Source organism: Streptomyces sp. RPT161 (assembly GCF_027533845.1).
GTDB classification, from domain to species: Bacteria; Actinomycetota; Actinomycetes; order Streptomycetales; family Streptomycetaceae; genus Streptantibioticus_A; species Streptantibioticus_A silvisoli_A.
In genome coordinates, this window is sequence record NZ_JAPZVN010000002.1 from 40,076 (window position 1) to 53,481 (window position 13,406).

The 13,406-nt window shown below is 71.7% G+C and carries 11 protein-coding genes; 4 read left to right on the top strand and 7 right to left on the bottom strand.

All coding sequences use genetic code 11. The features are described 5' to 3' along the window. The first annotated feature begins 102 nt into the window (after positions 1–102). From ettA to O5O46_RS04730, 3 genes are read left to right on the top strand one after another with little or no spacing between them, the layout of a single operon-like run. Positions 103–1,767: an energy-dependent translational throttle protein EttA gene (gene ettA / locus O5O46_RS04720; protein WP_269853962.1), complete on the top strand. Its 1,665-nt coding sequence runs from the start codon at positions 103–105 to the stop codon at positions 1,765–1,767. A gap of 16 nt (positions 1,768–1,783) precedes the next feature. Next, entirely contained in the window at positions 1,784–2,218 is a 435-nt protein-coding gene (locus tag O5O46_RS04725) for an acyl-CoA thioesterase (protein ID WP_269853963.1), read from the top strand. Beyond that, positions 2,215–2,910 carry a hypothetical protein gene (locus O5O46_RS04730; RefSeq protein WP_269853964.1) on the top strand — a complete coding sequence of 232 codons (696 nt, stop codon included), beginning with the start codon at positions 2,215–2,217 and terminating at the stop codon, positions 2,908–2,910. Before O5O46_RS04725 ends, O5O46_RS04730 begins: the two co-directional genes overlap by 4 nt. Positions 2,911–2,986: 76 nt before the next feature. Here O5O46_RS04730 and O5O46_RS04735 read toward each other — a convergent pair whose 3' ends face one another. Next, on the bottom strand, positions 2,987–3,391 hold the full coding sequence (locus O5O46_RS04735) for a globin (protein ID WP_269853965.1): 405 nt from the start codon (positions 3,389–3,391) through the stop codon (positions 2,987–2,989). A 106-nt stretch (positions 3,392–3,497) separates the two neighbouring features. On the opposite strand from O5O46_RS04735, the gene O5O46_RS04740 reads away from it, so the two are divergent. Continuing rightward, complete coding sequence (locus O5O46_RS04740; protein WP_443072386.1) at positions 3,498–4,637, top strand: methyltransferase domain-containing protein; 1,140 nt, start codon at positions 3,498–3,500, stop codon at positions 4,635–4,637. Positions 4,638–4,663: 26 nt separating this feature from the next. Here O5O46_RS04740 and O5O46_RS04745 read toward each other — a convergent pair whose 3' ends face one another. From O5O46_RS04745 to O5O46_RS04770, 6 genes are all read right to left on the bottom strand, one after another. Next, positions 4,664–5,593: an FHA domain-containing protein gene (locus O5O46_RS04745; protein WP_269853966.1), complete on the bottom strand. Its 930-nt coding sequence runs from the start codon at positions 5,591–5,593 to the stop codon at positions 4,664–4,666. 44 nt (positions 5,594–5,637) lie between these two features. Further along, positions 5,638–6,963, bottom strand: a complete 1,326-nt coding sequence (locus O5O46_RS04750; RefSeq protein ID WP_269853967.1) for a vWA domain-containing protein — start codon at positions 6,961–6,963, stop codon at positions 5,638–5,640. An 80-nt stretch (positions 6,964–7,043) separates the two neighbouring features. Next, on the bottom strand, positions 7,044–8,342 hold the full coding sequence (locus O5O46_RS04755) for a protein phosphatase 2C domain-containing protein (protein ID WP_269853968.1): 1,299 nt from the start codon (positions 8,340–8,342) through the stop codon (positions 7,044–7,046). A 3-nt stretch (positions 8,343–8,345) separates the two neighbouring features. Next, positions 8,346–10,997, bottom strand: coding sequence for a serine/threonine-protein kinase (locus O5O46_RS04760; protein ID WP_269853969.1), 2,652 nt, complete (start codon positions 10,995–10,997; stop codon positions 8,346–8,348). Beyond that, on the bottom strand, positions 10,994–12,304 hold the full coding sequence (locus O5O46_RS04765; RefSeq protein ID WP_269853970.1) for a hypothetical protein: 1,311 nt from the start codon (positions 12,302–12,304) through the stop codon (positions 10,994–10,996). Before O5O46_RS04765 ends, O5O46_RS04760 begins: the two co-directional genes overlap by 4 nt. Before the next feature lie 47 nt (positions 12,305–12,351). Then, positions 12,352–13,377 carry a glutamate ABC transporter substrate-binding protein gene (locus O5O46_RS04770; protein ID WP_269853971.1) on the bottom strand — a complete coding sequence of 342 codons (1,026 nt, stop codon included), beginning with the start codon at positions 13,375–13,377 and terminating at the stop codon, positions 12,352–12,354. Positions 13,378–13,406: the final 29 nt, after the last annotated feature.

Consider the following 13,406-nt stretch of genomic DNA (forward strand, 5'->3'; position numbering starts at 1 on the left):
GCCCGCGTGACAGGCCCTGGGAAACGGGTTTTCGCCCCGCCCCGCCGGTACGGCAAGATGGGGTGTATCTGCCCACTCCCAGATCTGCCGGACGGTTTTAAGTTGGCTGAGTACATCTACACCATGCGCAAGGCGCGTAAGGCGCACGGCGACAAGGTGATCCTCGACGATGTGACCCTGAGCTTCCTGCCCGGAGCGAAGATCGGCGTCGTGGGCCCGAACGGAGCCGGTAAGTCGACAGTGCTCAAGATCATGGCCGGTCTTGAGCAGCCCTCCAACGGTGATGCCTTCCTCTCGCCCGGTTACTCGGTCGGCATGCTGCTCCAGGAGCCGCCGCTGGACGAGACCAAGACCGTGCTGGAGAACGTCCAGGACGGCGTGGCCGAGACCAAGGCCAAGCTCGACCGGTTCAACGAGATCGCCGAGCAGATGGCCACCGACTACTCCGACGAGTTGCTGGAGGAGATGGGCAAGCTCCAGGAGCAGCTCGACCACTCGAACGCCTGGGACCTCGACGCCCAGCTCGAACAGGCCATGGACGCCCTGGGCTGCCCGCCCGGCGACTGGCCGGTCACCAACCTCTCCGGTGGTGAGAAGCGCCGGGTAGCGCTCTGCAAGCTGCTGCTCGAAGCGCCCGACCTGCTGCTGCTCGACGAGCCCACCAACCACCTGGACGCCGAGTCCGTGCAGTGGCTGGAGCAGCACCTGGCCAAGTACGCCGGTACCGTCGTCGCCGTCACCCACGACCGGTACTTCCTGGACAACGTCGCCGAGTGGATCCTTGAGCTCGACCGCGGCCGCGCCCACCCGTACGAGGGCAACTACTCCACGTACCTGGAGAAGAAGGCGTCCCGCCTCAAGGTCGAGGGCCAGAAGGACGCCAAGCGGCAGAAGCGCCTCAAGGAGGAGCTGGACTGGGTGCGCTCCAACGCCAAGGGGCGGCAGGCCAAGTCCAAGGCGCGACTGGCCCGTTACGAGGAGATGGCCGCCGAGGCCGACAAGATGCGGAAGCTGGACTTCGAGGAGATCCAGATCCCGCCGGGCCCGCGGCTGGGCAACGTCGTGGTCGAGGTGAACAGCCTCTCCAAGGCGTTCGGTGAGAAGGTGCTCATCGACGACCTGTCGTTCACGCTGCCGCGCAACGGCATCGTCGGCGTCATCGGTCCGAACGGCGCGGGCAAGACCACGCTGTTCAAGATGATCCAGGGCCTGGAGAACCCGGACTCCGGCGAGATCAAGGTCGGCGAGACGGTCAAGATCTCGTACGTCGACCAGACCCGCGCCAACATCGACCCGAAGAAGACGCTGTGGGCCGTCGTCTCCGACGAGCTGGACTACATCAACGTCGGCCAGGTCGAGATGCCGTCCCGCGCCTACGTGTCGGCGTTCGGTTTCAAGGGCCCGGACCAGCAGAAGCCCGCGGGCGTGCTGTCCGGCGGTGAGCGCAACCGGCTGAACCTGGCGCTCACCCTCAAGCAGGGCGGCAACCTGCTGCTGCTTGACGAGCCGACCAACGACCTGGACGTCGAGACGCTCTCCTCGCTGGAGAACGCGCTGCTGGACTTCCCCGGCTGCGCCGTGGTCGTCTCCCACGACCGCTGGTTCCTGGACCGGATCGCCACCCACATCCTCGCCTACGAGGGCAACTCTAAGTGGTTCTGGTTCGAGGGCAACTTCGAGTCGTACGAGAAGAACAAGATCGAGCGGCTTGGCGCGGAGGCGGCGCGTCCGCACCGTGCCACCTACAAGAAGCTCACCCGGGGCTGAGGGGCGGAGAAAGGGGATGGCCCGTCACATCTACCGTTGCCCGCTGCGCTGGTCGGACATGGACGCCTTCGGCCATGTCAACAACGCGGTCTTCATCCGCTACTTGGAGGAGGCGCGGATCGATCTCACGTTCCGCCTGGCGCCCGGCGAGGGGAGTGACTCCTTCGCCGGGGGGTCCGTGGTGGCCCGGCATGAGATCGACTACCTGCGTCCGCTGGTCCACCGGTACGAGCCGGTGACCGTGGAGACCTGGGTGACGAAGATCAGCGCGGCCTCGGTGCACTACTCGTATGAGGTCAAGGACGAGAACCACGTGTACGTACGGGCGACGACGGTCGTCGTCCCGTACAACCTCGCCGAGGGGCGGCCGCGCCGCGTCACGGCCGAGGAGCGTGCGTTCCTGGAGGCCTTCCGTGAGGGTGAGCGGACGGAGGAGGCCGTCGCGGTATGACGGCGCTGCCCAACCATGTGCGACTGGCCGACACCGGGGAGGCGGCGGACCTCGCCGCCTTCCTGGTCCGGCTGGTGCGCTGGGACAAGTCCGCGGTGGTGCGGCTCCAGGCGGCGGGCCTGGCGCTCGCGGTCTTCGGCCAGCCGCCGTTCGGCGGTGTGCTGGCGGTGCGGACCGGGGCGCTTGCCGAGCCGTGTGACTTCGACGTGACGGTTTCGGCGGGCCAACTGCTGGACGGAATCGACGAGTCGGCCGCCGTGGCCGCCGTGCCGCCGGGAGTGACTGGTCCGTCCTGGGCCGGTGTGCTGCCGCCGCGCGGCGGTTGGCGACGGGTCGCCGAACTCGACGCGGAGCAGTTGCGGGAGGCCGCGGCCCGGGTCATCGCCGAATTCCGGGCGCGCACCGAGGCGTTGGAGCCCGACAAGCGGACTCGCGGCGAGCTCGATGCGCTCGCCGCGGAGATCTGGGCCCGGCCCCTCGGGGATACGGCGTTGCCGCTGCGCGCGGTGCACGCCGCGCATGCGCTGGGCTTTCTGCGGCCGGTACGGGTCTCCGCCGGCGTCGCGGGAGGTGCGTCGGCCGAAGGCCCGGCGCTTTTCGCCTCCGGCCCTTGGCTGCGGCTCGGTACGGCCTACGGCTCGGCCGTGGTCCGGCGCGCCTCCGGCCTGGGGCTGACGGTCAGCCCGGTTTAGCGGAATTCGCGGCTCCGGCGCAGGGGCCGTGGGGGCATCTGCCCCCAGCCAAAAAGAAGCGATCCAGACTCCGGCGTCAGCCGGGAGTGTTGATCATGGACGCCGCGGCGTAGACCAGGTAGTCCCACAGCTGGCGCTCATACTCGGCGGCGAGCCCCAGCTCGTCCACGGCCGCCCGCATGTGGGCGAGCCAGGCGTCATGCGCGGCGCGATTGACCTGGAACGGGACGTGCCGCATCCGCAGCCGGGGGTGGCCGCGGTTCTCGCTGTAGGTGCGGGGGCCGCCCCAGTACTGCATGAGGAACAGCGCGAGACGCTCCTCCGCCGGGCCGAGGTCCTCCTCGGGGTACATCGGGCGCAGGATCGGGTCCTCCGCCACCCCCTGGTAGAAGCGGTGCACCAAGCGGCGGAAGGTCGGCTCACCGCCGACGGCCTCGAAGAACGTCTGTTGCTGTACCGTTCCGCGCGGGATCTCGGTCACTGAAACCTTCCTTGCCATCGCTTTCCGAATCGCGGCGTCCCTCCATGGTCGCAGATGGCGCGGCGGACGACTTGGGTCGTAGGTCCACCGGTACCACAGTGGAAGCGTGGACTCGGACCGTTGGGCGCGTACCGCCGACCTGCTGCGGGCGCGGCTGGTACGGCGGATCATGGACGCCGGTACGCTGCGTGACCCGGCATGGCGCGCCGCGTTCGAGCGGGTGCCGCGGCATGTCTTCGTGCCGTACTACTACCGCCCGTACCCCGGCGGGCGGGGCTGGGACCGGCTGGCCGCGGACGATCCCGATCCGCGCCGCAGGGCACGCTGGCTCGCCGGGGCGTACGAGGACATACCGCTGGTCACCAGGGTCCGCGAGGGCGCACTGGTCTCCTCCAGCAGCCAACCGTCGCTGATGGCCGCGATGCTGGAGGCACTGGAGATGCGGGAGGGGCAGACGGTACTGGAGATCGGTACCGGGACCGGGTACAACGCGGCGCTGCTCGCACACCGTCTCGGTGGCTCCGCCGTCACCACCGTCGACCTCGACGAGGAGATCACCGACGCCGCCCGCGACCACCTGGCCGCCGTCGGATTCGCGCCGGGGCCTGGCGGACGCGGCAGGGTCACGGTGCTCACCGGGGACGGCGCGCTGGGCTGCCACGAGCGGGCGCCTTTCGACCGGATCATGGCAACCTGCGAACTGGCCTCGGTGCCCGAGGCCTGGCTGCGGCAGTGCCGACCGGGCGGCATGGTGCTGGCACCGATCGCGGACGGGCTGGCCGCGCTGCGGGTCACCGACGCCACGCACGCCGAGGGGCGCTTCCTGAGCACTCCCGCGTACTTCGTCGCGCTGCGCGGCCCCGGCGCCCCGCCGCACCCGGCGCCCGCGCCGGTGCGGGGGGACGAGCGGGCGCGCGCCACCCATGTGCCGCCCGCGGTGCTGGACGACGACGCGTTCCGGTTCGTACTGGCGCTGGCGGCGGGGGAGTTGGAGATCAGCTGGGCCTTCGGCGGTCGAGGCGCGGCGATCACCGCACCGGACGGCTCCACGGTTCGCGCCCAGCGGGACGGCACCGTGCTGGTCGCCGGGCCGCGCGATCTGTGGGCGGTGGTCGAGGACAGCTACCGCCTCTGGCGGCGGGAGCGGTTCGCCCGGCGGGAGCGGTTCGGGGTGACGGTTTCCGGCTCGCGCCAGTGGGCGTGGCTTGACGCCCCCGACGGGCCGCACATCTGGCCGCTGAGGTAGGGGCCGGGGGTGCGGCCCCTCAGGTGTCACCCCCTGCGCAGCGTGATCGTCGTCCAGGCTCCCACGTGCACCCGGTCGCCGTCCGCCAGGTCAACCGGCTGGTACGGGGTGATCGGGTCGGCGCCGCCGTTCAGCGTGGTGCCGTTGGTGGAGTTCTGGTCGACAACCGACCAGCCGCCGTCCGGTTTGCGGACCAGTACGGCGTGCTTGTGGGAGACGCCGGGGTCCTCCGGGGGACGGGACAGGTCGATGTCCGGCGCCTCGCCGGTGCTGTGCCTGCGGCGGCCTATGGTGACCTGGGAGCTGGTCAGCGGAACGTACTGCTCCGGCGAGTAGGTGGGGAAGTACAGCCCCGTGCCGTCGGCTTCGCTGCGCGCCATCATCGCCGTGAAGTACTCGCGGTCAGCGGCCACGATCGCCGTCCAGGTGGCGGTCGTCGGATCCGCCGGTACGCCCTTTTGCCCCGGCAGCGCGGACTGCTCCTGCCGCACCGGCGGTTCGGGCGCCGCGGCGGCGGAACCACTGCCACCGCTCGGTGGCGACAGCAGGAAGTCGCCGTCGTCAGTGCCCTGTTCGACCTCGCCGGAGATCGTGGCGTGCGGCGACAGCGGTTCCGCTGGCCGGTTCATCTGCGAGGGGCGGGAGCTGGTCCGCTCGTACGGCGGCGGGTAGTTGGGCTGGACGTACGACGGCGGGGGCGGCGGCGGGAACGAGGAGGCGGTGTGGCTGAGGAAGTTGTAACGGCACTCCTCGCAGAACGCCGCCTGCCCCTCGCGCAGCGTGCCGCAGCTCGGACAGTGCTCGGCGGCCATCGTCGCGTCCGGGTCGGCCGGGGCGGTGCCGGCGGGGACGGGCGTGGGCACACCGGGACCGGCCGCAGGCGCGGACATGCGCAGCCCGCACACCTCGCACCAGTCGTCGCTCGGCGACTGGTGCCCGTTAGGACAGGTCGGCATGTGGTCGAGTCCCCCTCCCATCGCACCCAAGTGTGCCCAGGTGCCTACTTCTTCACTCGAACGGTCTTTGTGGAACGCGTCTCCAACGTCATCTCGTCGGCGTCCGCGACCTTCTGCTTCAGCCGCACAGTACCCGTCGCCACGTCGACCACGTCCACCACCTTGGCCAGCAGCTTCGCGGTGTCCTCATTGCCGGATTCCGCGGCCAGTTGTACCGCACGCCCGAGTTTGGAGGTGGCCGTGTCGAGATCACCCGCCTTGCGTGCTTCCAGGCCCTGTTGGATCACCTGGGCCAGTTCGGCCTGGCCGGTGTAGTGCGCCACCTGCGCGTTGATCTTGGTGGAGGCGGCCATGTCGTCGGTCCACACCGCGCGCACCAGGCCCTGGCTCAGCACCTCCGGGGCGCCGCCGTCCGCGGACGGCAGGACCAGGGACACCCGCGCCGCCAGCATCTCCTGGCCGACCCCGGCGGCCGGCACCTCCACACAGACGTGGTAGTCGCGCGACTCGTCCCCCCAGGAACCGGTCGGATAGTCCCCGGCCCGCGGCCCCGCCTCGACCCGGCGGTCGGTCAACTCCTCCACCGTGGGCGCCACCTGCTTCACGTACTTGATCCGGGTGCCCTGCGGAGTCCACAGGCGCAGGCTGACGTCCGCGACCTCCTTGCCCATCGCGGTCTCCATCATCTGCCGGAAGTCCGCTTCGAGACCGGACGGATCGGCCACGATGTCGGCGCTGCCGAGCAGCGCCGAGGCGATCCCGGTGACCTCCTTGACCTCCCAGTCGGTGCCGACACCACGGCAGTCACAGGTGAAGCGCCCGGCGCAGCCGTCCAGTGCGGCCCGCAACTCCTCCGGCGTCTCATGCTCGTTGCGGCCGTCGGTCAGCAGGATGCCGTGGCGTATCGCCACATCGGCCGAGGAGAGCAGCCGGTCGGCGAGCCGTAGCCAGGTGCCGATCGCGGTGCCGCCGCTGGGCTTGAGCTTGCGCAGCGCCTGCTTGGCCTGCTCGCGGGTGGCCGGATCGGCGATCGCCGTACGCCCGTTGCCGGGGTAGACCTCCTCGGCCTTGTGGGTGCCCGCGACCACCGCGAACGCCACACCGTCGCGGATCGTGTCGATCGCGGCGGCCGTGGCCTCCCGGGCGTTGCGCATCTTGGTCGGCGGGTAGTCCATCGACCCCGAGCAGTCCACCATGATCACCACGGCGGCGCTGGAAGCGCCGGCTCCAGGGCGGCCGCCGGTGGTGCCGCCGCCGGTGGACGTCACCGTCACGATCGCGTTGACCTCACCGGCGCCTTCCGGCAGGTATTCGTTCTGGTAGACCTCGGCGGTGAACTGCGGGACATGCGACTTCGAAAAGTTGGCCATCGACGGGCTCCTTGACCCTTTTTGTCAGCAAGTGGCGCCTCGGAGTGCGGCGTTGTGCGGAAGTGGGGCTCATCCCGCGGTCAGCCGGGTTGCGGCGTGGGGAACGGCAGTACCGCGACCGTGATGTTGTCGTGGCCGCCGCCGTCGAGCGCCACCCCGACCAGGGTCTGCGCGCAGCGCAGCGGATGGTCGCGTGCGTCGGCCGGTACGACGGCGGCCAACTCGGCGGCGGACTCCGCGTAGTTCCACAGCCCGTCGGTGCACACCACCACCACGCCCGGCCGGTCGGGCTGGAACGAGGCGGTGTGCGGGTCGAGTTCCACCGCGTCCGCGCCGAGCCAGCCGGTGATCGCGTGCGCCCTGACATCCGCGTACGCCTCGGCCTCGGACATCAGACCGGCCTCGACCATCCGGGCCGCCCAGGAGTCGTCCTCGGTGAGCCGGGCGGGCCGCTCGCCTGTGCGGTCGTCCGGGATCCAGTACGCCCGGCTGTCGCCGATCCAGCCGACGGTGAGCAGATCACCGGTGGTGACGGCGCTCACGCAGGTACACGCGGGGGCGTTCGCCGCCGGGTCCGGATCATGGTCGTCGGCGAGGGCGTTGACCGACTCGGCCGCGGTGAGCAGCGCCTCGTGCATCGCCTCCCGTGGCGCCGCACCGCCCGTCAGCGAGACACGCAGCGAGGCGTTGGCCGCCCGGGCCGCGGCGGCCGACGCCTCGTCCGGGCGGGCCGCGGACGACACCCCGTCGCAGACCACCGCGACCACCGCGGAGCCGCCGTCCGGCAGGGCGACCGCGGAGAGCGCGAAGGCGTCCTCGTTGCGGTGGTGCCGCAGCCCGCGGTCGGTCACCGCGGCGACCCCGGGCAACTCCTGCTCCATGTGGTCGCGTTCGCGCGGCTGCGCGTGCCCGCAGTGCTCGCAGTAGCCGTCGGGGTCAACGCTGCCGGTGCCGCAGGCCACGCACATCCGTGCCGGGGATCCCCCGTCGGCCAGCAGCACCTCGCGCGGATCGGTGGCTCCCGCCCGCGGCACCACGCCCGGTGCCGAGTGGTCCGGTCGCGGCGCCCGGTCCGGGGCGGCGGCGGGCGCGGACCGCTCGGGCGGCGCGAGTCCGTAGTCACCGGGCGCCGCGTCCGACTCCTGGCGGGGTGGCGGCGGGCCGTACCCCGTCGCCGGGCCGTGCGGGCCGCGGGTGGCCGTCTCGGCGGCCGGTTCCCCGCTGCGGGGTGCGACGAGGCCGCCGTCGGTGTCGGAGGGCGGCTCCCAGGGCTTGCGGGCGACCGCCGCGGCGGCGAGGTTCGTACCGCAGTTGCCGCAGAACTTGTCCTCGGGCTCAAGCCGTTCGGCACAGGACGGGCAGACGGTCAGTTGCGGCATTGGCTACACCCACGTCCGGGGGCGGAAGCGGTTGGCCCGCTCCACCAGTTCGATCCTTTCCTCGCCGCGCTGGGCGAGCCGGGCCAGGACGCGGTACGAGCGCTCAAGTCCGAAGCGCAGCTCCCGTTCCTCAACGGCGTTGCCCAGCAGGGCGACCTGCACCGTACCGCTCGGGGTGCCGTGTCGGCCCGCCAACACCCAGTCGAGGGCGCTGCCCAGCACCTCGGTTGCCAGCTCCTCGCGGCGGACAGCGTCCAGCCCCAACGCGCCCAGTTTCTCCACCTGCCCGGAGGCCGCGGTCAGGTCGTCGAACAGCGGGTCCTGGGCGGGACGGGCGCGCAGCCGGGCGCGCACGGCGGCCACCTGGGCCGCGGTGTAGTGGATCGAGGACTCCGGGATCGACTCCAGGGCGCGCACCGCGGCGGTCCGGTCGCCGGACGCCAGCCGCACCCGGGCAAGGCCGAACGCCGCGCTGACGTAAGCCTGGTCGGTGGACCACACCAGCCCGTAGTACTCGGCGGCGTTGTCCAACTGGCCCAACACCTCGGCGCAGATGCCGAGCGCCAGCTTGGGCGCGCACTCGCCGGGGAACGCGTCGTAGATCGCGTCGAAGGCGAGCGCCGCGGTCTCGTGGTCGCTCTCGGTGAGCGCCCACAGCCCGCGGTACCAGACCACCCGCCAGTCATCGGGGTGCTGCTCCTCCAACGCGGTCAGGGCGCGGGCGGCGTTCTCCCGGTCGCCCATCTCCAGCCGGGCGCGCAGTTCGCGCAGCCGCTTCTCCACCGAGTCGGTGGGCGCCGCGGCCAGTGCCGCGATCAGCTCGGCGGGCGCCGCCGCCAGCAGGCCGGCCAGGAAACCGGCGTTGGGGTCGCCCGGATCCACCAGCGGCACCGGCAGCGCCAGGGCTGCGGCGTGCCCGTCCAGCGGCGCGGTGACGGCGGGGGTGGAGGTGACGCTTCCGCCGCCCACGTTGACCATGTGCGGGCCGTCGGGCCCGAAGGCCTCCGGCGTGGCCGGACCTGGCAGTCGGCCGGCCGGCTGTGCGGCGGTGCCGGTTCCGGCGGGTAGGGAGGCAGCGCCCGGGGAAGCCGCCGCCCGCTGCCCCGGCACCGCCAGCGGCTGCCCGCCGCCCGCCGCTGCCGTACCCCCGCGGACCTGGCGGGGCAGCCGCAGCAGGCCGGTCCCTGCGGCGGGCGGCGTGCGCGCGCCCAGCGTCGACACCTCGCCCTCGCGCGGCGCCACCAACTCGGTGTCCACCACCCGTAGTTCGGTTCCGAACAGGGTGGACAGCGCCGGGCGCGGCCGCCCCGTGCGCAGCGCCACGACCTCCCGCAGCACACCGGTGAGCTGTTCGCCCATCTCGTCCGCCGAGGCGAACCGCCGCCCGGGATCGGGATCGGTGGCGCGTACCAGCAACCGGTAGAAGGACTCGTACTTGGAGAAGACCTCGATGTGCTCGGGATCGGGCAGGCTGTCCGCGAAGACGTTGGTGTAGCCCTGGAAGTCGAAGGTGAGCACGGCGAGGGTACGGGCGACGGTGTAGAGGTCGGAGGCGACGGACGGACCGACCTCGGCGACCTCCGGCGCCTGGTAGCCGATGGTGCCGTAGATCGGGCTGTCCGCGTCGTCCATCCGGCGGACCGCGCCCATGTCGATCAGCTTGAGCCGGTCCTCCTGCTGGATGGCGTTGTCCACCTTGAAGTCGCAGTACAGCAGGTTGCGGCTGTGCAGATGGCCGAGCGCCTCAAGTGCCTCGATGCCGTAGGCGATCGCCTGCTCCACCGGTAGCGGCTCACGTCGGCCGTCCGCGGTCCGGCGGTCGTTGGCGATCTCCTTCAGCGACTTGCCGCCGACGTACTCCATGACGATGTAGCCGTCGAGGGTGCCGGTGCGCTGGTCGAGGTGTTCCACGAAGTTGTAGATGCGCACGATGTTGGGGTGCTCGATCTCGGCCAGGAACCGCCGTTCGGAGACCGCCGCCGCCAGCGCGTCCTCGTCCCCGGTGTCCAACAGGCCCTTGAGCACCACCCAGCGGTCGCTCACCGCCCGGTCGACCGCCAGATAGATCCAGCCCAGTCCGCCGTGCGCGAGGCAGCCGACCACCTCGTACTGCCCGTGCACCACATCACCGGCGCGCAGCTTGGGGGTGAACGAGTACGGGTTGCCGCACTTGGTGCAGAATCCCTCGGTGCGGCCCGGCCGGTCGCCGCGCGAACGGCCCACCTGTGCCTCGCACTTGCTGCAGTACCGCTTGCGCTCCGGAACCTCCGGGTTGGTCAGCACCGCGGTACGCGGGTCGGGCCGCGGGATCGTCGGTACCGACACCAGCCCCGCGCCCAGCTTGCCGCGCGCCGAACCGCTGCTTCCGGACCGCGAACTGCGCACCGACACCGAACGCCCCGAGGTGGCGCCGGACAACCGCCCGGACACCGAACGCCGGGAGGAACGCGACGAGGTGGAACCCGAGGTGCGCGAGGAGGACGCTGAGGAACCGCTTCCGCTACTGCTCCGGGCGGACGGCACGGAGGGCGCGGAGCCTCCGGTTCCGCCGTTGCCCGTGGTGGCCGCCGGGGCCAGTCCGCAGGTGTCGCAGTACAGTTCGCCGCCGCCGACGTCCTCCAACGTCCCGGCGCAGCCCGGCCGTCCACACTTCATCGGGTCTCTCCTCCACGGTCCGCCGGACCGCCTTGTCCTCCGGGCACCAGCACTTCCGTGACCGCCTGTTGGTAGCGCCGCACCGCGTGCTCCGCCGCCCGCAGATCGCACGGCGCGCTCCACAGCAGCCGCCGTGCCTGGTCGTACCGCTCCACGAGCAGCGGATCCTCCGCCACTCGATGCCGCGCCGCCTTCGCCTTGTACGCGTCCAACCGGCCGCGCAGCTCGGCCCGGACCGCCAGCGGCGCGGTCACCGCGGTCAACGAGGCGCGAGCCCGGTCGAGTTCTTCGTCCGCCCGCTGTTCCAGGTCGTCCAGCAGGGGTGACAGCAGATGCCAGCGGGCCGCCCGGTGGTGCTCGGCGGCGGCGGCCAACTGCTCACGCAGCGCGGCGGCCGGGCCGTTGACCGCCGGGACCTCGGACGCGGCGATCTTCGCCAGCACCTCGCCACGCGCGGCGCGCGCCTCGGCGAGGGTACGGTCGGCGCGCGAGAGCACGTCCCGCAGCCGCAGCAGCCGGTCCTCCGCGTCGTCCCGAACGTGCAGCACCGCCTCGACCTCGCGGCGGATGTCCTCCAGCTCGCGCTCGGCACGTTCATAACGGCTCGTGTCCGGGCGGCCGTTGGCCGGACGGCCCCTGGGCGGCAGCCAGAAGGCGAGCGGATCGGCCACCACCTCGGCGCGCAGCGCGGCCAGATCGGTGAGCAGCCGCTCCAGGTCGTCCCCGGCCGGGTGCTCGCCGGGCGTCACACCGACCGAGCGGGCCAGCGACCGTACCCGCTGGGCCTCGGCGGAGAGCAGGTCGATACGGGCGGGCAGCGCCGACCAGACCGCGTCCGAGGCCGAGACCACCTCGATGACCTGCTGGTACCAGCCGTTCATCCGCTCCACGAGCTGTTCCAGGCTGATCTGCTCGCTCAGCCGGGCCGGGCCGGTCAGCGGGCGGGCCAGATCCGGCAGCGCGCCGCCGGACACCGTGACCCCGGAGCCGCGCAGCAGATCGGTCAGTTCGGCCAGATCGCCGGGGGACGGCCAGCGGCGTCTGCCGCGCAGCTCACGGGCGGTGTCGAGCGCGGTGCCGTACGCGTCGAAGTGCGCCCACAGCAGCGGGATGGCGGGTTCGGCCGTGGCCCACCGTTCCTTCGTCTCCCCGGTCAGCTCGGCCCCCTCAAGCAGCCTGCGGCCCGCATGGTCCTGGAGCGCGAGCAGCGAGGACTCGATGGCCTCGTACTCCGAGCTGAGCCGCGCGAGCGCGCGGTCCACCTCCTCCCGGCTCATCACCGGACCACTAGGACCCGCTGCGGCCATCGAACTCCCCTCTTGTCCTCGTCATCCGTACCGCTGTCATGATCGCCTCAGTCCTTGTAGAGCGGAGCCGGAGGGCCGGTCACGCCCGGCAGGTTGTGCGCCAGCCACTTGTCGTACGCCTGCATCCAGGGGCTGTTGGCGCCGCCCGAGCGGTAGTCGTCCAGCACCTTGTTCACCCGGCGTACCAGGTCCGTGTCCGCAAGGTTCATCGCCACGCCGTAGGTCTCCTGGGTGAGCGGCTGGCCGATCAGGTGTACGGCGGGGTCCTGGGCGGCCTGGCCCGCGGCGAGCGCGTTGTCCGTCAACACCGCGTCGGCCTGGCCCAGTTGCAGTCGCACCAGGCAGTCCAGCTGGTTGGGCACCCGCAGCAGGTGCGAGCCGTGCGGCTGGGCCTCCAGCAGCGCCTCGGCGGTGGAACCCGAGGCGGCGCAGACCGTCCTGCCGTTCAGGCTGTCGTCGAAGCCGGTGACCGCGGTGCCGGTCTTGGGCACCAGCAACTGCTGGCCCACCTCGAAGTACGCGGTGGAGAAGGCCACTTGCCTGATCCGGTCGCAGGTGATGGACATGGTGCGCACCACCATGTCCACCAGGTGGTCCTGGACGGCGGTGATGCGCTGGTCGGTCGGGATCGTCTTGTAGACGATCCTCGCGTCGCTGCCGAGGATCTCCTTGGCGATGGCCTTGACCAGGTCGATGTCGAAGCCGACGAGCTGGCCGGTCTCCGGGTCCCGGTACCCCCACAGATAGCTGTTCTGGTCCACGCCGACGGTCAGGTAGCCGTTCTGCTGTATCCGCTTCACCGCGTCGCCCGACGCCGACGACGGGCGCAGGCTCGCTTCCGGGTGGGTGCACGAGTCGTCCACCGAGACCTGTCTGGCCTGGGCCACACCGGGGCCGCGGGACGGCTCGGCGCCCTGGGTCGCCGCATCGCACGGCAGCAGCGGGAGCAGCGTCGCGGTGAGCGCCACGGCGCACGCGCCCGCCATGGCGGCCACGCCTCCCCAGCCGCGCAGCCGCGGACGCCGGGGCGGAAGGCGCCGCCAGGACCTCCGGGTACCGCTCGATCCGTTCATCGGCTCGCTCCCCTCGCCACTTCGCCGCA